We start from the raw sequence: 20,913 nt of genomic DNA, 5'->3' as shown, positions 1-20,913 counted from the left end.
TCTATCGAATCCAATAATGGCGTTTACACCTATGTCTCAAATAAAGAAGTCGTCGAAGAGAAAACCTATGTGATGGATGAACTCGTGGCGACTTACAAAGGGTATACGGCGTCGGTTTACATGGTGGTTACACAGACAAATCCCGGGATAACCATTCAAGCCCCTGGCAGCTTGAAAGGTTTGACAGAAGTCGCTTTAAGAGCCATAGCCAATAACAGGGATATTACCGAACACGTTGAGTGGAGTATTGAATTCAACGGCCCCGGCTCATGGCACAGCGAAACCCCAGGCGTCTATAAGGTTGACGAAATGGCCCCGCAGGCTTTCGTGTTCATCAGAGCGTCCTGGGACTCGGTGGTTATAGGTGTTCTTGAAGGTCATTTACTGCTCGCGCTGCCCTTGCTCGATATTCCCGATGTGCCGCTGAGTGTTGCCGCGATTGAGGGCGGGACAGGCCTGGTTTATTGATCTGTATAACGACTTGCTTGCAACCCATTTATTAAATGAGGAAAGTAGCGATGGCCAGTTATTCGGTAACCGAACTGTTAGGCTGGATGCAGGGCACCAGCCAGATGCGCGAGTGGGATGCATTGTTTGCCTTGTCGGGTCATTCGGTGAACCAGGCGCTACAAAAGGACCATGCACTCCGATTGAGCCAGGGCATAAGCCTGAATGGCATCACCGGAAGTTACGAGGTGCCGGATACTCCGCTTACCCATCACTTGATCGGGTGCTCATTGAGTTATCCCGAGATTTCCTTTCCATCAACGTCGTATGTATCGAATGCCGTGGGTTCATCCCTGCAAGTGAGCGGCGGTCAAGAAGTGATCACGCAAAAAAAAATTGATCAACAGCTTATCCAGTCGGTTTTTCTCTTTAGCCCACTTAATGCTTATAAGTTGGTCACAGACGAGCAACCGGTTACTTTCCAAGAGCCAGCAGCCGGGCGCGATGCGCAGGTCGTGCTGGACCTGACGCTGGCAGAAGAACTCAGGCTGACGAGTTCGCCGGTGCCGGAGGAACAGGTCGCTGGCGGCAAGTTCTTCAAGGCGCAATTTGAAGCCTTGGCCAATGAACGTTCCGTATTTCCGTTGGCCAGGTTCCCGGATCAGGAAAATCCTTTCCTGTGTATCAAGTCCATTGATGTGGGCACTCAATCGAGCGGGGAGGTCGCGGGCGAAGGGGCGTTGCTGTTTTATCAAACCATGGCGATGGGCAGGCCCGGCTACAAACCGAGCGAATACCGATACCTGATCGCCAATGACGCCGATAAGGACTACGCCAGCACCGCGCTGTTCTCGTCCAGGCTGATCAATCGGGCCGCGTTCGGCGGGGCACTGTTGAGCATGTTTGGCAGCAATCACTTCGAACTGATGGAAGACGATGGACATGTGATAGGCATGAAAGCCACCTCGGGCGAGTTGACCATTACGGCTCGCGATTATAAGGACAATCTTTACGACTTTGGCTGTGACTCTTTTGGTATCTCGCTGGTGCAAGGAGCTCAGCCACTGACGGCCGAATTTGAACTGACTCGGGCCGTTCAGCACTGGCAAACCAGGGCCGATGTGCCACTGCGTTATCGGCTCCAGGGCAGCACGGGGGGATGGACCTCTTTTACGGTGACGTTCACCTTCAGCCTTGAGCAGGTGTTTCGGATGATGGTCGATGAGTTCGCTCCGTACGAAGTGGGTGCCGAGTTATTTGTGCCACGCACGCAGACGCCGGACGTGACGTACATCAGCGGCCTGCCGGATAACACACCGCAACTCCTGCGCGGTCGGATCGTGGCGTTTATCGGGCATGCGGTTAAAACCGCGTTGATCGAGCAGTACGCCGAATGCCTGACGGCCACCGGTACCCAAGTGTTTTTGGCGGATGTAGACCTGGCGGGTGCCCACCGGTTGCAATCGGAAGTCGTGGCGCTCCCACAGGATTATGTCGACTTTGGCCGGGTTCTTTCCTCCAGCGCCTCGTTCACGATCCGTGCGCCGAAAACGCTGTTATTGCCTGGGGAAATTGTTTTGTTCGAGGTGGAGCCGGCCGCCCCCGGAGTCAGTTTCACGATAGAGGCGCCGGGCGCTTTGGATCCTGGAAGGATGACGCCTGAAGGGGAGTACCGGGCACCGCCGGCCCATACACTGGGCGCAGCCCCTCTTCAGGTACTGGTCATTGCCCATGATGAGGCCAGTGACGAGCGAAGTGTGGTCGTAGTAACGGTGATCAGGGAAAGTCTTGTGGTCAATCCCGTTATTCAAGTGTGCAACCCGCAGGATCGCATTTCGTTTTTGGCGGGCTCCATCGGTGGCGGACCATTGACGTGGGAAATAAAGAATCGGGTACCGGGTGAAAGTGGAGATTTGGTCCCCAATCCTGCCACCGGTGGATACGACTATATTGCCGCCGACGAGATCACGGGTGAGGCCGCCTTTGTTTTCGATGAAATCAACGTGACTGATGAAGACAGCGGCAATACATGGTCAAGTTATGTGGTGGCACAACATAAAAACACGATAATGGTTATAAAGCCCGATCTTGAATCCTCCGCCGAAGGTGAACTTCAGTTACGCGCCACGATTAACCACTTTCCCATCGAGGCAGAGTGGTTCCTCCCCTTTGACGGTCCCGGAGAAATCGATAGCGATACGGGGTTGTATCGTGAAGGCGGACCCAGTGCACAACCTTGCGTCGTCATTGGCGCAAAATGGGTTGAACCCGTGCTTGGTCTATTTGAAGGTTACACCATCGTGCCATTACCGTTAGCCGATTCAGGTGCGGTCATTCGAGCGTTGAGTTTGTAATCCATCCTTTTATTGGAAGAGGATTTATCATGGCTACGTTGAATGAAGTTCTTGCGCTTATGCAGGGTAGACTGACTACCCGGGGTTGGGATGCATTATTCATATGCGACCGCCTTCGCATTAATTATCTTCTGGAACAGCAATATGTAACGCGTTATGAAGAGTTCACTTTCTTACCCTATTTGAATGGTCGCACTGTCATTAACGCGTCTGAGAGTCAGTCTGTCGAGGTTAAATCAATCGTTCTCGGTGCGCCGAAGGTGTCTTTCGAGAGTGCGACCTTAGCGGACTCCAGCGCTACGGTGACGATGAATATCGTGGGCGGGGAAATCAAGACGTGGCAATCTCGAGTGGGCGCTTCGGACACTCTATTGTCCACGGGTTACATCACCGAACAACAGGGTTTCACCCTGACGATGAAGGTCAACTTGTTCTTGGTGGTGGCTGAAGTCGACCGGCAAGGCCGTATCACGATGGATTTGAAGGGGGCCAGTACCTTTACCTGCGATCTCTTGGGCGGGGAGCACGCAGAGCGCCTCGGTGCCTATTTTAAAGAGCAGTTTGACAAATTGTCGTCGGACCAGACGGTGTTTCAGCTGGGACGAATCGGCCTCAAGGGCTACCACGGGCTTGCCCCAAGGCGTTTCCGCCTGCGGACCCAGGCTGCACCCGGAGCGAAGGTCAGAGGTGCGGCAAATGAAGGCGATGGTGTGGTGCTCGCATTGATCGAACTGCTGGCCGGTAGTGGCCCGGGGCAAGAACTCGGTGTCGACTTTCCTTATTTGATGCCCGATGACACCAATCCTGGTGGTGATCGCAAATACACCGCCTTGTGGGTGTTATCCCGGGACATGCTGAGGTATGCCAACAATAACGACGTGGACTTACCGGCGCATCTATCTTTCCCCGGACTGAATTTCTACGAAGAAGTCTCGCAACACAGACCTCATGACGTGGTGTCGTTTGGTCGCATCAGCCCCGCACAGACCAGCATACGCCTGGAGCCCGCGTTCCCAGTCATCGAGGCCGGGGGGCGACAGCAATTCCAGCTACTCGATTGGGAAGGCAGGACGCTGACGGCCAAAACGTGGAAAGCCGTCAGCCTGCAAAGTCACTCCGAGGACGGGCACGGCACCATAGACAATGGCTTGTATAGGGCGGTGTCGTCGCAACGTATTGGCTACCACTCGTTGCGTGTGCTGGTGACAGCTACCTATGAAAACAACGGCAAAACCTACACCGCCTCGACTTTACTCAGGGTGGACTACAGCAAGGTGGAAATCGCGCCGAAACTGGTGACCCACTTGCTCAAGAAGGAACCTGGCGAAGTTACACTGAACGCGACCGCGATGGGGCAGGAAGCCCGATGCAGCCTGCTTGCGCCGCTACAAGGCAGCCTGACCAGGGTTGCCGACACGCAGTGGCGGTTCGTGGCCAGCGCCGAGGCTGAGCTCAAGAGCTTCTCGATTCAGAAGGTGCTGTGCGAGACGCTCGGTGCTAACGTCAAAACAACGCAATCTACCCTGGTGCTGGACAATGCCCAGTCGTTTTTAAGCGTCGAGCCGGCTGTGGTGGAGCGTCTCAACGCCGCCAATACGGTGCAATTGAACCACGATGTTTCTCTGATGCCGCAGGTGCCGCGGCGGTGGCGAGTGGTCAGTGGTGTCGGCAGCGTGGACGAAGGGCTTTACACCGCCCCACCGCAAGGGGTGGAGCAGACAAGCGTGGTGTTGTGCGAAGTCGTACGTAACGGCGTGGTGTTTTTCCGGGGCTACAGCGTGATTGGCGAAAAACAGCAGGACCCGGATCCGACTTGGGAAGTCCCCCTGGCCCTGTTCACGATCAAAGTGGTGGGTGGGCCGGAGCTGGAAACGCAAGGTAATGTGCTGGCCAATGGTTACCAGCAACTTCATGTTCAAGTCAGCACCCAGACCAATGGTGTGTGGGATCCAATAGACGAAGAGCTCAAGTACTACAAACTGAGTTTGACGGAGTTGGCAAGCATGCGCCTGCTCTACAAAAATTACAATGAGCTGCCTTTTATACCGGTGGAGGATCTGGGAGTCGATCCGGGGGCGTCACAAGAGTTGCAAGTGCATAAAATCCTGAGTCCTTACTTCGACCTGGCCATTCCATCTAACCCCGGCCAAGTACCGAATGCCGACGCTCTGCGAGCAAATGATTCTCTGGTCGAGCAGGATTTCTATCTTCATTCCGTTGCGCCCGTCAATACCACCGCAACGCTGCATGCCAGATTTCAGAAAGACAGCGCCGATGGCGGTGGTGAGTGGATCGATACAGCGAAAGAGGGGGAAGAGGGCATCGGTAAACGAATCACTGTCAGGTCCGTGAAGCCTGCAGAGTTTGTATATGATCTCACTCGGGTGCGCATAGCCGGTGGCAGCGGAGGCGAACCTGGCAATGATAACGCTGACTTCGATATGATTCTTAACAGCCAGGATTGGTGGACGTTCAAGTGCAGGGGGCAGGACTTTATCATGCTCGAATGGCTATTTCCTGATCAATTAGAACCGGGTGTTCCGAATTTTATTAATGTGTCTTCCATTCGCTGGGAAAGCGAAAAGCTGGAGGAGACTATGTTTAGTTGGCTGGGCTATTACTTTGAAGATGTTACTGGAAATAATGATTTAAAAAACAAGGTGGCTTTCGATGATTTCATGCCTGATGTTGTAAAAGATCCCCAGCTTCTGGATGTTGCCAAATCCACTCGGTATGACCCCTTCACCTTTGCTGTTTTACTGTGTCGAAACGATAACATTCCGTACATTTTGCCTCGCGCCCATCCGCGTCCGCGGTTGGATCAAGATTTGAAGGTTGCCTTGCGAGACAAGAACGGCAATCTTCACAAACAGAGAATTTCATTCAAGCCCAAGGGAACCTATTATCATCGTAATTATCTGGATAATACGGCTTTATGATCTTTCCCCTTCGTCCATGATTGGTCGAACCTTTGCAGGTGACTGACAATGAACATTTTTACGAAAATAGGCGCCGGCTTGCTGATTGTTGCCGTTCAGGCGATGACTGTCGTTCTGGCTCAGGGAAGTATTAAGCTATATCAAAAAGGTAGTATAGAGGATCCTGGTGGCACCTGTAGTCTTGATATTGGTACTGAATACAAAGCCTATGGTTTTAGAGATGATAGTACGAACGACTGTACGAATGATATGTACAGTTTTTTTACCCTCTATAATGTGGATTCTGCCGTGCAGATTGCCTTCGGTTCGGAATCCAACTGCCGAAAGGTAGGGCCAGACTATACCGGGGATTGGTACTACAGGGTGAAAACCTATATCCAGCCCACCAATAGCACCCTGATTTCAATTCCGGGTACGCTGAGGTCGGCAACACCTGGGCAACTTCTAAAACCGGGAGTGATGTTTGTAGATGGGAAAAACAAAAATAATGAGAATGTCGAAGGGAAGCTGTCCTGTGTTTATATATGGCCAGGTACGCCTGCAAGTTAATCATGCCTGCCTAGCGCTCACTTTTGGCGGTGAAATCTAAAAGCAAGCGGTTGGGAAGCTCAAGGTTACTCAATATTGGCGCGTGGTTTTCTGAGTTTGTTTCTTTCCAGAGGTGGCAATCATGACCGACTCCACGGCGGTACATTCCAACGCTTTCAATTTCATGAGTTACATAGCGGGCGGGGTTGATCCTCGAACCAATCAATACACTTTTTCCATCAACTTCCCCGAATTCAAACCCAACTTCTTGAACGGTCCGCTGCTGTCCCTGGCCATGGGCTTCAATCCCATGAACCGTCATGACAGCGGTTACGGCACCGGCTGGAACGTGCAGCAATCGCAATATCGGGTTCAGCGGCAAATCCTGACCTTGAACAGCGGCGAGCGTTACAAGGTTACGGCGCAACGGGAGGAAGGGGTTCTGGTCGAGCTTCTGATGAAAGAGAAAAAGCTCAACACCTTCCGTTTTTACCGTGATAAAGACGACGATCAACTCTACCGACTGGTGCATAAGTCCGGTCTGGTCGAAGAACTCAGGGTCCATGGCCGGGGAGACGATGCGGTTGCCTTGCCTGTCCGGATGATCGCGCCGGAAGGTCATGCGGTGACGCTGGGGCACTTGCCCTTCGGTGCCCATGATTTCCGGCTTGCGAGCATCAGTGATGAGCGCGGCGATTTGCTGAAGGTAGACCGTCAGGAGGGCAGCGTCATCCTGGACCTGCACCCCACTGCCGGCGCCAATGGCACGCCGTTGGCGCGCTATTCGATGACGCTGGATTCCGGCACCGAGAAGTACGTCAACGTCATTACTTTGCCGAGCGAAGCGGGTCGCAACGTTGCCTGGCGTCTGAATTACAGGCCAGTGGGCGAATATACCTGCATCGTGTCGGTGGAAACGCCACTGGGCGGGCGGGAAGAAGTGGTCTATGACGCGCAGGGCCATGAGTTTCCCACCGGCAGTGGTCGTCAGCCCATACCCCGGGTGAAAGAACACCGGGTGTTCCCTGGCAGCGGACAGCCCATGGTAGAAACGCATTACAGTTTCACCGACGGTTCGACCTATCTGGAGACCAATAATTTCCTGGGTCGCAATCTGGCGCTGAGTTGGAACGATGACGGGTTGGATAACCTCTATCAGTTCACTGGCAGCCATTACGCCTACGGTTGCACCGAGCACCTGATGGATGGAGGGGTGGAGGTCCAGCGTATCAAACGTACCTTCAACCAGTTTCACTTGCTCACCCTGGAGACCACGACGCGCAACACGGCACAGCAGGAGGTCGAGACTGTGTATGGTCAGATCCCCGGTGGGTTCGATGGCCAACCAGACTGGTTTCAACTCCCTCACGAAGTCACCAACCGCTGGCGGTTGGGTAGCCAATTACGTAGCGAAAAGTCCAGCAGCACCTATGACAGCTACGGCAATCTGTTGGTCCAGACCCATCCCACAGGTGTTGTCGAAACCAGTTTTTACTACGATAAGGACGGAGAAGATGGCTGCCCGAAAGACCCCGATGGCTTCGTGCGCAATCTCAAAAGTCAAACCCAGACGCCCGCTCCTGGCTATGTGGCCGGTGCGCCGACCCTGCGGACCGATTATCGCTACGAGCTGTATCCATCGCTGGACGGCAGCGGACGTTCGTCGTGGCTGGCGCTCGAACGTGAAACGCTCACGCGAACGGCTCCCGGCGCCGTCATGGAATTACGTAGCACGGCCTATGAGTACTACCACGACAAGGACGACGCGCAGGCGCATGTGGTGCATGGACGCCTGAAGCACCAGTCGGTTGCGTTGAATGAAAAAGCAACGAAAACCGCCTACACGTACGGGGTGACGATGGGCACCCTGGCCGACGAGACGGTTCTGCAAACAGTGGAAACGCTGACGACAGACTTCGATCAGGTGCACAAAATCATTACATTGGAAAGCTCGCTACTCAACGGCGAGTCGCTGCTTGAGCGCGACGACAATGACGTAGAGATACGCCGCACTTACGATGTGCTGAATCGGGTCACCAGTGAAACCGTGGCACCGAACGACCCACGCTACAAGGCAACGCGCAATTATGAATATTATCTCTCCGCCAGCATTGGGCAACGGGCCGAGCAATGGTTGTTCGACGTCAAGGGCGTGAAGACCGTGACGGCATTCGATGGGCTTAACAGGGCGGTTTACGAAGAGCGCAACGATGCCGACAGCAGCCAACCGACAATGCGCCAAACCTACGCCGCCCAGTACGATGTTTTCGGGAACCTGATCGAACAGACCGAATACGATTGGTGGGGAGCGCAGGAGAAAGCCTTCAAGACACGGTTTCTGTTCGACGACTGGAATCAGCCCTTCTGCGAGATCGGCCCGGACGGCGTGGAGCGCTATAAGCAAGTCAATCCGATTGGCGATCGAAACTGGTCAGGCCCGATTGAACGAAGCTGGGAGCAGGATTCGACGAAGGTCCACTTCAGCGGGATCACTGAAACGCGTCTCAACCTGTTTGAAAAGCCTGTCCAGACAGAGCGTCTGGCCTTGGATGAAAGCGTAATCAGTCGGCAAAAATATAGTTATGACGGGTTGGGACGGTCGGTGAAGGAAGAGTTGGGCCTCAGGACTCCGTTGCGCGTTACCGAGTACAGCTATGATGCTTTCGACCGTATGACGCAAACCATCTTGCCTCAAGGTGCCAGGATTGTGCGCGAATATGCCGAGCACAGCGCTGAAGATTGGCCTACACGCATCAGCGTGGATGGACAGGAACTGGGAACGCAAACGTTCGACGGGCTGGGCCGCATGACCGAGTCGGTCACCGGAGGGCGTTTGCAACGCTATGAATACGATCCGCAGCAGACCCGACCTAAGACCGTGACCCCCGCCAGTGGTCAAACGGTCGAATACCAGTACATGCCACAGTTGAGTGATGAACCTCTGCGTCGCCAACTTTCAGGTGGGGACATCTGTAACTACGAGTATGACCCGGCCAACGCGCGATTGACGAAGGCCAGCGTGGGCGGGCGGACACTGGCACGTACTTATTTCAGTTTTGGCGAGCCCAAGAGCGAAACCGTTGAAGCGGATGGGCAAACTTTCGCGATGGCCTACGAGTATAGTTTTCGCAGTCGTTTGCTCAGCTATACCGATGTGCTCGATCAAATACAGCAGTATGAATATGACCCTAAAGGTCGATTGGAGCGTACATCCTTGGGGACGACTTCGTCGGCCTTCACTTACGACGCCTTGGGGCGTGTCGCTACCATCACCACGCAGGACATCGTCGACGGCGCACCGGCGAGAACCCTTGGTATCAGCCTTGAATACGATGAGTTTCATCGTGAAATAAAGCGTACGTTCGACCTTGATGGTGTTATCCAGGTATTGGATCAGGTATACGACGAGTTTGACTGTCTCGTGCGACGCACCTTGACCGAAGGCCCCCAGACGCTGCGTGACGAAACCTATGCCTATGATCTTCGTGGACGCCTGGAGACGTATACCTGTGCGGGCAGCCAACCGCCAATTGATCCGTATGGCAACAGGCTCTCGGGGCAAACCTTTATCTTCGATGCGATGGATAATCTGATCATCGTTATCACAGAGACGGTCGATGGAAAAAACAACATGGCCGAATATCATTATGAAAACCCGCAAGACCCTGCCCAGCTGAGTCGAGTCACCAACTCAGGGGATGCGGGGCATCCAGACGAGCTGGTGCTTTCCTATGATGCCAACGGTAACCTGATTCAAGACGAGCAAGGCCGAGTCCTGGAATATGACGCGCTTAATCGGCTGCTCAGTGTGAGTGAGTCCGGAACGGGTAAAACGGGTAACTTCCAGTATGATCCGCTGGACCGGTTATCCAATAACGATGACGGTGGCGGTTCCCAGCAACATTTTTACAAGGGCGATCACATCGCCAACCTTGTGGACGGGGAGCGGAGCAGTACCTTCATGCGCGGCGATGACCATTTATTGGCAGAGCGTCAGGGCGACAACACGCTGTTACTGGCCGGTAATTTCACCAACAGTGTAATGAATGAAGTCAGCTCCGACTCAACCCATTCTCTTGCTTACAGTCCTTATGGCCATCGTAGCGCCGAACAACCTATCAGTACCGAACTGGGTTTCAATGGTGAACTGAGGGAGGCTCAGACCGGAGGATATATGCTGGGAAAGGGTTACCGGGTGTATAGCCCGGTGCTCATGCGATTCAATAGCCCGGACAGCTGGAGTCCATTCGGCAAGGGGGGGCTCAATGGGTATGCATACAGCCAGAGGCCGCTCGATGAGGTAGACCCTACGGGGCACTTCGTTGTTAACGCGGCGTTGGGCGCCTTGCTTTTAGGCGTTATAGCTGCCTCCACAAGTGTTGGTGCGGCTCTCACCGACGACAACACGGCTCGCATTGTGTTTATCGCCATTGCTTCGGTAGCGGGGGTGGCGTCGATTGGTTTAGGCGTGGCGGCATTTAGGATGACCCCAGCGCCGAATAGAATGCCCGTTGCGCATCCACGGTCTCGCACTGGAACTGCTTCTCGCCCTACAGGCAATGTGCCGAGACCGACTAACGATCCATTCGCTGGTGCTACTGCTCCCCCGCTTTCTGCATCGGCTGGCGATCCATACGCTCCTACTGCTCCCCGGCTTTCTGCATCCTCAGCGTCGGGAAGGGTTGGCGATCCATACGCTGCTACTGCTCCCCTTCCTTCTAATCCGCCGAGTTATTCTGCCGCGACAGCAAAATCAGGCATGCTACCTAAGTATACTGAGCTGGATTTTGACGAGCTACTGAGAGGGGCGACAATAAGAATGAATGGTATTAGAAGCACAGCTCCATAAGCCTAACCCGCGCAACGCCATTCCTTCACTGTGCTGTTAAAGCCCAGCGTGTTCATGGCGCACGTGTTTGTCGGATTTCCTCATTCTTCTTGCATGAGCGGCATCGCGGGATATGCGCCTTGAAATACAAAAAGCCCTGTCACAGTGGACAGGGCTTTTTACTTGCCGCTTGAAGCTTGCAACTCGCAGCTGCCCTTAGAACACCACACCCTGGCTACGCAGGTAGTCGTCATAGGTGCCGCTGAAGTCGACCACGCCATCGGCGCTCAGCTCGATGATGCGGGTGGCCAGGGACGATACGAACTCCCGGTCATGGCTGACGAAGATCAGCGTGCCCGGGTAGTTTTCCAGCGCCAGGTTCAGTGCCTCGATGGATTCCATGTCCAAGTGGTTGGTCGGTTCGTCCATCACCAGCACGTTCGGCTTTTGCAGGATCAGCTTGCCGAACAGCATGCGGCCTTGCTCACCACCGGAAATGACCTTGACCGACTTGAGGATCTCGTCGTTGGAAAACAGCATGCGGCCCAGGGTGCCACGCACCAGTTGTTCGCCGCCCTGGGTCCACTGGCCCATCCAGTCGAACAGGTTGACGTCGTCCTCGAAATCGTGAGCATGGTCCTGGGCGTAGTAGCCCAGTTCCGCGGCGTCGGTCCATTTCACGGTGCCGGCATCCGGTTCCAGTTCATTGACCAGGGTGCGCAGCAAGGTGGTCTTGCCGATCCCGTTCGGGCCGATGATCGCCACGCGTTCACCAGCCTCGACGGTGAAACTGAAGTCCTTGAACAGCGGCTTGCCGTCGAAGCCCTTTGCCATGCGCTCGACGATGACCGCCTGACGGTGCAGTTTTTTGGTCTGTTCGAAGCGAATGAACGGGCTGACGCGGCTCGATGGCTTGACCTCAGCCAGTTGGATCTTGTCGATCTGCTTGGCGCGAGAGGTGGCCTGCTTGGCTTTCGAGGCGTTGGCCGAGAAACGGCTGACGAACGACTGCAGCTCGGAAATCTGGGCTTTCTTCTTGGCGTTGTCCGACAACAGTTGCTCGCGGGACTGGGTCGCCACGGTCATGTACTCGTCGTAGTTGCCCGGGAACAGGCGCAGCTCGCCGTAGTCCAGGTCCGCCATGTGGGTGCAGACACTGTTCAGGAAGTGACGGTCGTGAGAGATGATGATCATCAGGCTCGAACGCTGGGTCAGCACGTTTTCCAGCCAGCGGATGGTGTTGATGTCCAGGTGGTTGGTCGGTTCGTCGAGCAGCAGCACTTCCGGGTCGGAGAACAGCGCCTGGGCCAGCAACACACGCAGCTTCCAGCCTGGCGACACTTCGCTCATCGGGCCGAAATGCTGCTCGATGCCAATCCCCAGGCCCAACAGCAGTTCACCGGCACGGGATTCGGCGGTGTAGCCGTCCATCTCGGCAAATTCGGTTTCCAGTTCGGCCACGGCCATGCCGTCTTCTTCGGTCATTTCCGGCAGCGAATAAATGCGATCGCGTTCGGCCTTGACCTTCCACAGCTCTTCGTGACCCATGATCACGGTGTCGATCACGGTGAATTCTTCGTAGGCGAACTGGTCCTGGCGCAGTTTACCCAGGCGCACATTCGGCTCGAGCATGACCTGGCCGCCGGACGGCTCGAGGTCGCCGCCGAGGATTTTCATGAAGGTCGACTTGCCGCAACCGTTGGCGCCAATCAGACCGTAGCGGTTACCCGCGCCGAATTTGACAGAGACGTTTTCGAACAGTGGCTTGGCGCCGAACTGCATCGTGATGTTAGCTGTAGAGATCAAAGGTTTATCCTGCGGAACATTCAGAGTAGCTAAGGGTGCGGCAGTACCTGTTCAGTACCTGTTTGCGCACGTCCCGACCGCGCAAAGGCGTCGCGGTCGCAAGCGCAAGGGTCCATCCGGCATAAGAGGACAGCAGCAATACGGAGCGCCTGGCCCGGTAGACGTGCGTCGAAGCCGCGTTTGCGGTATCGACCAAAGGGGACGCGTAATAGTTGGCGGCGATTGTACTGGTCTGGCCGCATAAACGATAGGGTATTGCCCGGGCAAGACAGTTTTTCACAATTGAAGGATAACTTTTGGTTACAAACTGTGGCTAGAATGCCATTTCACCCTGTGCCACTGCCTTGCCGTTTGGCTGGCCCCGGGGAAACGATCTGTTCACTCCAGCATTGTGACGGTTTTTCGTGAAGCTCATCATTGTCGCACTCTACATCTTCTCCATTGGCTACGTTCATCTGCGCGGTCGGGTGCGGCATAAGTTCGGACGCCAACTGAGCGATCATTCGTCGTTTCTCGCGCCGATCAATTGCCTGCTTTACTTGTGCTCGAAACTGCCCAACAGGCCGTTCCTGAGTCCGGCGCAGTTCCCGGACCTGAGCCCGTTGCAGGCCCATTGGCAAGAGATCCGGGCCGAAGGCCTGGGCCTGCTGCATGCGGGGGAGATCAAGCGTTCCGATCAATACGACGATGTGGGCTTCAACTCGTTCTTCAAGACCGGTTGGAAGCGTTTCTACCTGAAGTGGTACGGCGACAGCCATCCTTCGGCCATGAAGCTATGCCCCCGTACTACCGAGCTGGTACAGAGCATCGGTTCGATCAAGGCGGCAATGTTCGCCGAGTTGCCACCGGGCTCGAAGCTGGTCCGGCACCGCGACCCCTATGCCGGCTCCTATCGGTATCACCTGGGCCTGGAAACGCCCAACGATGCAGGCTGCTACATCAATGTCGATGGCGAGCCCTATCATTGGCGCGATGGCGAGGCGGTGATCTTCGACGAAACGTTCATTCATTACGCCCAGAACACCACCGACCATAATCGCATCATCTTGTTCTGCGACGTGGAGCGGCCCATGAAGTTTCGCTGGGCTAGCGCGTTCAACCGCTGGTTCAGCCGCACCGTGATGGCAGCAGCCGGTGCGCCCAACGACGCGGGCGACAGGACGGGCGCCTTGAACCGGGCGTTTTCCAGGCTCTACAAGATACGGTTACAGGGCAAGGCTCTGAAAAAACGTAACCGCACGCTGTATTACCTGCAGAAGTGGGCGTTCTTTGGCGGCCTGCTGGTGATCTTTATCTGGATTTGAACGCTGGATTTACCTTCATGCCTCGGGCTTTTGCGCATCCAGCTGTTCCCACATCCTGGCGGTGATCCGCTGACGGTGGTGGTAGCCTTCCCAAGGATCGGCGCCCAAGCCCTTGGCCCGTTCCAGAGCGGTATAGATGTCCCATTGCTGTGCGTTGCGCAGGGTCGGCAGTTCGGCCCGGGCGATTGGCACCGAGACCGGCAGGCCTGGCCTGGCGCGCACTGAGTAGGCGGCCACCGTGCTGGCGCCGCGGGCGTTGCGCAGGTAGTCGACGAATATTTTTCCGACGCGGTTCTTCGGTCCCATGGTGGCCGTGATGCGCTCTGGCATTTGCCGGGTCAGGAACTGCGAGATGGCCTTGGCGAATGCCTTGGTGGTGTCCCAGCCTTCACTTCTCGCCAAGGGCACGATCACGTGCATGCCTTTGCCACCGCTGGTCTTGAGAAAAGCCTGCAAACCCAACTCGTCGAGCACCGCCAAGGTCATGTGGGTCGCCTCGATCATGGCGCTCCAGGGCAGCGAAGGGTCTGGATCCAGGTCCAGGACAAACAGGTCGGGGGTCTCGATCCGATCGTGGGTCGCGGTCCAGGTGTGCAGTTCCACCGTGCCCATCTGCGCCGCGCTGACCAGGGCGTGGATGTCATCGATTTCCATCAGCGCTGCATGGCCCGGGTCCAGTCGCGGATCCAGCTGTTTGATATGGGGAATGTCCAGGCGATCGGCGTGTTTTTGGAAGAACTGCTCTTCGCCGATACCGTCCGGTGCCCGCAACAGCGCGACCGGCCGCTGCTTGAGGTGCGGCAGGATCCACGGGGCGATGTCCAGGTAATACTGCGCCAGCTCGGCCTTTTGCACACCGCTGACACTGTCGATGACCCGATCGGGGTGGGTGATCGTCACACCGTCGACTTTGGCCGCGCGGGTTTTGCTGCGACGCTGGGTTTTTGCTGTCGTGGATTTTATCGGCAGCGGCTGCTCACGAACAACCTTGTTGGCCGGTGTCTCGGTCGAAAAACCCAGGAAAATGGCCTGCCGCACTTGGTTGTCGCCAGTCCATTCAATGAACTCTACCTCGCAGGTCAAGCCAGGCTCGACCCATTGCACGCCGCGTCCCTGCACACCGTTGAGTGGCAGCGCCAGTGGCGAAGTCTCGCGTTGCTGCGCGCACAGTTGCGCATGTAATTGTTGGATTTGCGTCTGGCTGAATCCCGTGCCGACCCGACCGGCGTACACCAGCCCCGACGGCCCGTTGACCGCCAGCAACAGCGCGCCGAAACCGCTGCGCCTGCCTTGGGGGCGAGTGAACCCGACGATGACGAAGGCTTGGCGCAACCGGCACTTGAGTTTTACCCAATCGGCGCTTCGCCGGGACCTATATGGGCTGCCCACGCGCTTGCCGACCACGCTGTCCAATGCGAGCGCGATTGCGCTTTCGAACATGTCGTGCGGGCTGGCCGAAAACGACTCGGAAAAGCGCAGGCGCTTGCTGGCGTTGTTGCCAAGGGCTTTTTTCAGGGCCGCACGGCGTTCCTCCACCGGAGCCTGGCGCAGGTCGACGCCATTGAGGAACGGCGCATCGAACAGGAAATACAGCATGTCGACGGTGCGGCTGATGTCGAAGGCCTGGCGCAGGGCCGCGAAATCGGAGCGGCCGGTCTCATCGAGCAGAACCAGTTCGCCGTCGAGCCAACTGTCCCCCAGGTTCAACCCGGCCAGGGCGTCGGCATGCAGCTTCAGCCGCTCGGTCCAGTCCTGGTGATTGCGATTGAACAAGCGGACTTCACCCTGTTCGATGCGGGCCAGCAGTCGATAACCGTGGAATTGGACCTCATAGCGCCATTCGCCGGTGGGCGGTTCTTCCACGGGCGTGGCCAATTGCGGCGACAGGCGCTCGGGCAGGCGGTTTTGAGGCGCCTTTCGGGCTGTCGTAACCTCCGGCTTGGCGTTGGACAAACGAGCAGATTCACTCTCGGCGTTGGCCATGACAGATTCCCTTGTATTGCGCACGCCAGGGTTTACCCCCGGGAGGCCTTGGTGGCTTTTTTGGCAGGAGCGGATTTGCGGGCTTTCGCAGGTTTTGCAGGGGCCTTCCCGGCGGATTTGTCGGTGGCCTTGCCCTTGCTGCCCAGGCTGCGCTTGAGCAACTCGGTAAGGTCGATGACATCGGCGGTCTTGCGTTGTTCTTCGCCCGGGTCGGTTTCCACCGCTTCGAGGCGGCCTTCGTTGGCCTTTTTCTCCACCAGTTCCATGATTTTGTCTTCGAAACTGTCCCGGTATTCTTGCGGTTCCCAGTCGGCGCTCATGTCTTCCACGAGACGTTTGGCCATTTCCAACTCGCCCTTGGCCAGGGTTGGGTTCGTCACTTCGTCGCCCAACTCGAGGACATCAAGGTCGCGTACCTCCGCAGGCCAGCGCAGCATCACCAGTACCAGCGCCGATTCAAGGGGCATGAGCGCCGCCAGGTGCTGGCGGGTATGCAGCACGACATGGGCCAGGGCGACCTTGTGGGTCTTGACCAGGGTTTCGCGCAGCAGGGCATAGACTTTGCCACCGCGTTTGTCGGGGGCGAGAAAGTAGGGTGTGTCGATGTTTTGCAACGGGATCTTCTCGCTGTCGACAAAGGCAAAAATATCGATGGTCTGGGTGGACTTGGGGTGAGCGGAACGGATTTCCTCCTCGCTGAGCAGCACGTACTGGCCTTTCTGGTACTGGACGCCTTTGACGATGTCATCCTTGGTCACTTCCTTGCCCGTGGTCTTGTTGACCCGCTTGTAGCCCACCGGATCCATGCTGCGTTTGTCCAACCAGTCAAAATCCACCCCCTGGGACGAGGTGGCCGACACCAGCGCGACAGGAATGTGGACCAGTCCGAAGCTGATTGCGCCTTTCCAGATTGCCCGTGCCATGGTGGTGTTGTCCTTGCCGGTGGATGTCTTTCTGGTGACCTTCGCGCCTTGGGAAAAGTTTCCATTGTGGGGCGAGCAAGCTTGCTCCCACCTCTCTTCGGAGACGCTTCGTTACATCTTCACCGGGATATTTCGCTTAACAAGGGCGAACCTGCGGCGTAGCGTGCTTTCGATATGCCTGAACCCCAGAGGTGTCCCAATGAACAGGCTGATGCTCGTCATCATGACGCTATTACTGACTGCCGCTGCTCAGGCCGCCACGCCCAGCGCAGGCGCAACGGTCCTGGCCCAAAACCTGCCGGGCAACAACAATCCCTATAACAGCCCGACCCGACGGGCCAATCCCAACAGCATGCAGGGCACCCGGCCCAATGTGCCGACGATTCATGACAACCCGACGGTGCCGGCACCGCGCCCACCGACCCTGGAAAACGGTGGTATCGGCAATGGTTACCCGCGGTCCGGCCAGCCGTCGGGTTCGCCGCGACCGACCATCGAGTCTCCTGCGCCACCGCGCAACAGCCAGAATGGCAACCGCTAGGCGCTGGCGCCCGTTGTTCTCTTTCAACACCGCAGAAGGAAATGTGCATGTTGCGTAAAACACTCCTGGCCGCATGTTGCGCCAGCGCTGTCCTGGCCCTTGCCACCCCGGCCAATGCCGCGCCAACCCAGTCATTCAAGAGCGAGGAGGGCACGCTGGAAGTGACCACCGTGGTCAAGGGGCTGGAGCACCCTTGGTCTGTCGCATTCTTGCCTGGCCAGCAGGGCATGCTGGTGACGGAGCGTCCGGGTAACCTGCGCGTGGTCAGCCCTGACGGCCAATTGTCCGCCCCCTTGAGCGGCGTGCCCGAAGTGTGGGCGAAGGGTCAGGGCGGTCTGCTGGACGTGGTGCTGTCGCCCGATTTCAAGCAGGATCGTACCGTCTACCTGTCTTATGCCGAGGCGGGCGCAGACGGCAAGGCCGGCACCGCCGTGGGGCGCGGCCAACTGTCCGACGATCTCAAGAGCCTGAAGAATTTCGACGTGATCTTCCGTCAGCAGCCCAAGTTGTCCACGGGCAACCACTTTGGCTCGCGCCTGGTCTTCGACCGCGACGGTTATCTGTTCATTACCTTGGGGGAAAACAACGAGCGGCCCACCGCCCAGGATCTGGACAAGCTGCAAGGCAAGATCGTGCGCATCTACCCCGACGGTAAGGTGCCCGACGACAACCCCTTCGTCGGCCAGAAAAACGTCCGTCCCGAGATATGGTCCTACGGCATGCGCAACCCCCAGGGGGCGGCCCTGAACCCTTGGAATGGCACGTTGTGGGAGAACGAACACGGGCCCAAGGGCGGTGATGAGATGAACATCATCGAGCGCGGCAAGAACTACGGCTGGCCATTGGCGACCCATGGCATCAACTACTCCGGCGCTCCGATCCCCGAAGCCCAGGGCAAGACCGTCGAGGGTGGCCTTGGCCCTCACCACGTGTGGCAGGTCTCACCGGGGCTCAGTGGCATGGCGTTCTACGACCATGGGCGCTTCAAGGCCTGGCAACACAATGTGTTCATCGGCGCCTTGGTGCCAGGGGAACTGATCCGCCTGCAATTGCAAGACGACAAGATCGTCCACGAAGAGCGCCTGTTGGGTGAGCTCAAGGCGCGAATCCGTGATGTTCGCCAGGGCCCGGATGGGTATCTCTATGTGTTGACGGATGAGGACGACGGGGCGTTGTACAAAGTCGGCCTCAAATAATTGGAGAAAACCGTGGGAACGAGCTTGCTCGCGATTGCTATGGGGCAGCTGGCATTGATGTTGACTGATACTCCGCAATCGCGAGCAAGCTCGCTCTCGCAGGGAATGTTGTTCACTTGAGGTCAATGCAGCGAATATCGGCTGGCACTTGATATTGCCCATTGACTTGCCGCCAACGCACCGCTAATTTCCAGGCATGAACTCACTCGTACTGCGCAGCCAGCCAAGCATTATTACCGCCATTCCTTATTTGGCGGGTTAGCTGTCGGCTGCACCCAACCCGCCCTGGAGGCGGGTTTTTTCTTTCTGTCTCCTGGGCTCCGCCTGAACCAGGAGATCGCCATGACCGTTACCCGCACCGAGCAAACCCTGCTCGAGCACTATGTTAAGAAGATTCTCGCCGCGCCGGTCTATGAGCTGGCGGTGCGCACGCCGCTGCAAGCGGCTCCCGCATTGTCCGAGGCCTTGGGTAACCGGATCCTGCTCAAGCGCGAAGACCTGCAACCGACCTTTTCCTTCAAGATCCGCGGTGCCTACAACAAACTCGTGCAACTGACCCCGGAGCAGCGCGCCCGTGGCGTCATCACCGCGTCCGCCGGCAATCATGCCCAGGGTGTCGCGCTGGCGGCACGGGAGTTGGGTATTTCGGCCAGCATCGTCATGCCTGTGACCACTCCACAATTGAAGGTGCTGGGCGTGCGCAACCGAGGCGCCGAAGCGATTCTGCATGGGGAAAGCTTTCCGTTTGCCCTGGCGCACGCGCTGGACCTGGCCGAGCAGAGCGGACGGGAGTTCGTCTCGCCTTTCGATGACCCGGACGTGATTGCCGGGCAGGGCACCGTCGCCATGGAAATCCTGCGCCAGCACCCCGGCCAGCTGGATGCGATTTTTGTCCCGGTCGGTGGCGGTGGGCTGATCGCCGGGATCGCAGCCTACGTCAAGTACCTGCGCCCGGAAGTACGCATCATCGGCGTCGAGTCGCAGCACTCGGCCTGTCTCCAGGCGGCGCTGGCAACCGGTGAGCGAGTGACCTTGCCTGAGGTGGGAACCTTCGCCGATGGCGTGGCCGTGGCGCAGATCGGCGCCCATGGCCTCGATATCTGCCGTTTCTGTGTCGATGAGGTGATGACCGTGAGCAACGATCAACTGTGCGCCGCGATCAAGGATATCTATGACGATACCCGCTCCATCACTGAGCCGTCGGGCGCACTGGCGGTGGCAGGCATCAAGCAGTACGTGGCCGGCACGGGGGCGCGAGGCCAGACGCTGGTGGCGATCGATTCCGGTGCCAATATCAATTTCGACAGTTTGCGCCACGTGGCCGAGCGTGCGGCGGTGGGCGCGTTTTGAGTTTTTTACGCTACGTCACACTTTTTTTGAAGCAGGCGACGGATGCCCACTTGCGTCTTCGCATTAGGGGCTACTCTAAGTTGCGAACAGGATAAAAGCGATTGCAGTTTGCATGGAAAAAGTAGCGTGTCCTTGCATTTTGCACGAGTTCTCCGGCGCGGGACGAAGCTAAGCGCTTGATTCAGATCAATCCGCAAGGTCTTCGATACAGGCATGCTTCTTGCGGGATGATTCAAGAGTTCGCCTGGCGAACTCGTTGACTGAAAACGCTAAAAAGAACGAACGAACGGCACGGTATTCGTAGTCCCAGTCCGCAGGGAAGAAAACGGACGAAAATACCGCCGGCGTGAACATAAGTTGGCCGCCTCAACAGGAGAGAGTCGCCATGTTTCTATCTGCCCTCGAAATGCGAAACATCATTGAAAGCAGCTTGCTGCCCAAGCGCTCGCAATGCACCTTGTCACCTGAGCTCAAGATGACGGTCAAGATTTACGACGATCATGCAACCGATCGCGTGGCATTGCTCAAAACCGACATCGATGCCAATAAACTCACCGGTTGTCGGGCCATCAACGACTTGATCGCGGAACTGCGTACCGAGCTCGACCACAACCCTGCCGCTGGCAATCACTTTCATCAGCAACACCAGCGGATGACTGGCCGCTGATAACGGCCTTGTCCTTGTAAGCCTGACGCTCGGGTCCGGTCATGTCC

Annotated in this window: 12 protein-coding genes and 1 pseudogene; 10 read left to right on the top strand and 3 right to left on the bottom strand. The window is 56.8% G+C overall.

Going from position 1 to position 20,913, the window contains the following annotated elements; genetic code table 11:
• The 5 genes and pseudogenes from BLO97_RS24465 to BLO97_RS24445 form a co-directional block, all read left to right on the top strand.
• Positions 1-468: pseudogene (locus tag BLO97_RS24465) on the top strand (hypothetical protein); the annotation flags it as partial.
• Between the two features lie 50 nt (positions 469-518).
• Positions 519-2,801: a hypothetical protein gene (locus tag BLO97_RS24460; RefSeq protein ID WP_092224047.1), complete on the top strand. Its 2,283-nt coding sequence runs from the start codon at positions 519-521 to the stop codon at positions 2,799-2,801.
• A 29-nt stretch (positions 2,802-2,830) separates the two neighbouring features.
• Positions 2,831-5,740, top strand: coding sequence for a hypothetical protein (locus tag BLO97_RS24455; RefSeq protein WP_092348606.1), 2,910 nt, complete (start codon positions 2,831-2,833; stop codon positions 5,738-5,740).
• A 48-nt stretch (positions 5,741-5,788) separates the two neighbouring features.
• Positions 5,789-6,289, top strand: a complete 501-nt coding sequence (locus BLO97_RS24450; RefSeq protein ID WP_092348603.1) for a hypothetical protein — start codon at positions 5,789-5,791, stop codon at positions 6,287-6,289.
• 121 nt (positions 6,290-6,410) lie between these two features.
• Complete coding sequence (locus BLO97_RS24445; protein WP_092348600.1) at positions 6,411-11,117, top strand: RHS repeat-associated core domain-containing protein; 4,707 nt, start codon at positions 6,411-6,413, stop codon at positions 11,115-11,117.
• Between the two features lie 195 nt (positions 11,118-11,312).
• Here BLO97_RS24445 and BLO97_RS24440 read toward each other — a convergent pair whose 3' ends face one another.
• The gene (locus tag BLO97_RS24440; protein WP_003181279.1) at positions 11,313-12,902 is read right to left on the bottom strand and encodes an ABC-F family ATPase; all 1,590 of its coding nucleotides are present in this window, start codon (positions 12,900-12,902) and stop codon (positions 11,313-11,315) included.
• Positions 12,903-13,306: 404 nt separating this feature from the next.
• Here BLO97_RS24440 and lpxO point away from each other — a divergent pair, with 404 nt between their 5' ends.
• On the top strand, positions 13,307-14,206 hold the full coding sequence (gene lpxO, locus BLO97_RS24435; protein WP_092142877.1) for a lipid A hydroxylase LpxO: 900 nt from the start codon (positions 13,307-13,309) through the stop codon (positions 14,204-14,206).
• Between the two features lie 15 nt (positions 14,207-14,221).
• Here lpxO and ligD read toward each other — a convergent pair whose 3' ends face one another.
• Complete coding sequence (gene ligD, locus BLO97_RS24430) at positions 14,222-16,189, bottom strand: DNA ligase D (RefSeq protein ID WP_092348597.1); 1,968 nt, start codon at positions 16,187-16,189, stop codon at positions 14,222-14,224.
• Between the two features lie 32 nt (positions 16,190-16,221).
• Positions 16,222-17,112 carry a non-homologous end joining protein Ku gene (locus tag BLO97_RS24425; RefSeq protein ID WP_092348594.1) on the bottom strand — a complete coding sequence of 297 codons (891 nt, stop codon included), beginning with the start codon at positions 17,110-17,112 and terminating at the stop codon, positions 16,222-16,224.
• A 199-nt stretch (positions 17,113-17,311) separates the two neighbouring features.
• Here BLO97_RS24425 and BLO97_RS24420 point away from each other — a divergent pair, with 199 nt between their 5' ends.
• From BLO97_RS24420 to BLO97_RS24405, 4 genes are all read left to right on the top strand, one after another.
• Positions 17,312-17,653, top strand: a complete 342-nt coding sequence (locus BLO97_RS24420; protein WP_092348591.1) for a hypothetical protein — start codon at positions 17,312-17,314, stop codon at positions 17,651-17,653.
• 47 nt (positions 17,654-17,700) lie between these two features.
• On the top strand, positions 17,701-18,849 hold the full coding sequence (locus BLO97_RS24415; protein WP_092348588.1) for a PQQ-dependent sugar dehydrogenase: 1,149 nt from the start codon (positions 17,701-17,703) through the stop codon (positions 18,847-18,849).
• 342 nt (positions 18,850-19,191) lie between these two features.
• The gene (ilvA, locus tag BLO97_RS24410; protein ID WP_092348585.1) at positions 19,192-20,199 is read left to right on the top strand and encodes a threonine ammonia-lyase, biosynthetic; all 1,008 of its coding nucleotides are present in this window, start codon (positions 19,192-19,194) and stop codon (positions 20,197-20,199) included.
• Positions 20,200-20,584: 385 nt separating this feature from the next.
• Positions 20,585-20,866 (top strand): DUF1652 domain-containing protein, encoded by a 282-nt coding sequence (locus tag BLO97_RS24405; RefSeq protein ID WP_063320921.1) that lies wholly within the window; start codon positions 20,585-20,587, stop codon positions 20,864-20,866.
• Positions 20,867-20,913: the final 47 nt, after the last annotated feature.

It is taken from the genome of Pseudomonas sp. NFACC05-1 (assembly GCF_900100135.1).
GTDB classification, from domain to species: Bacteria; Pseudomonadota; Gammaproteobacteria; order Pseudomonadales; family Pseudomonadaceae; genus Aquipseudomonas; species Aquipseudomonas fluorescens_Q.
Note: the sequence above shows the minus strand (reverse complement) of the source record. Positions and strands in the feature narration are given on the sequence as shown.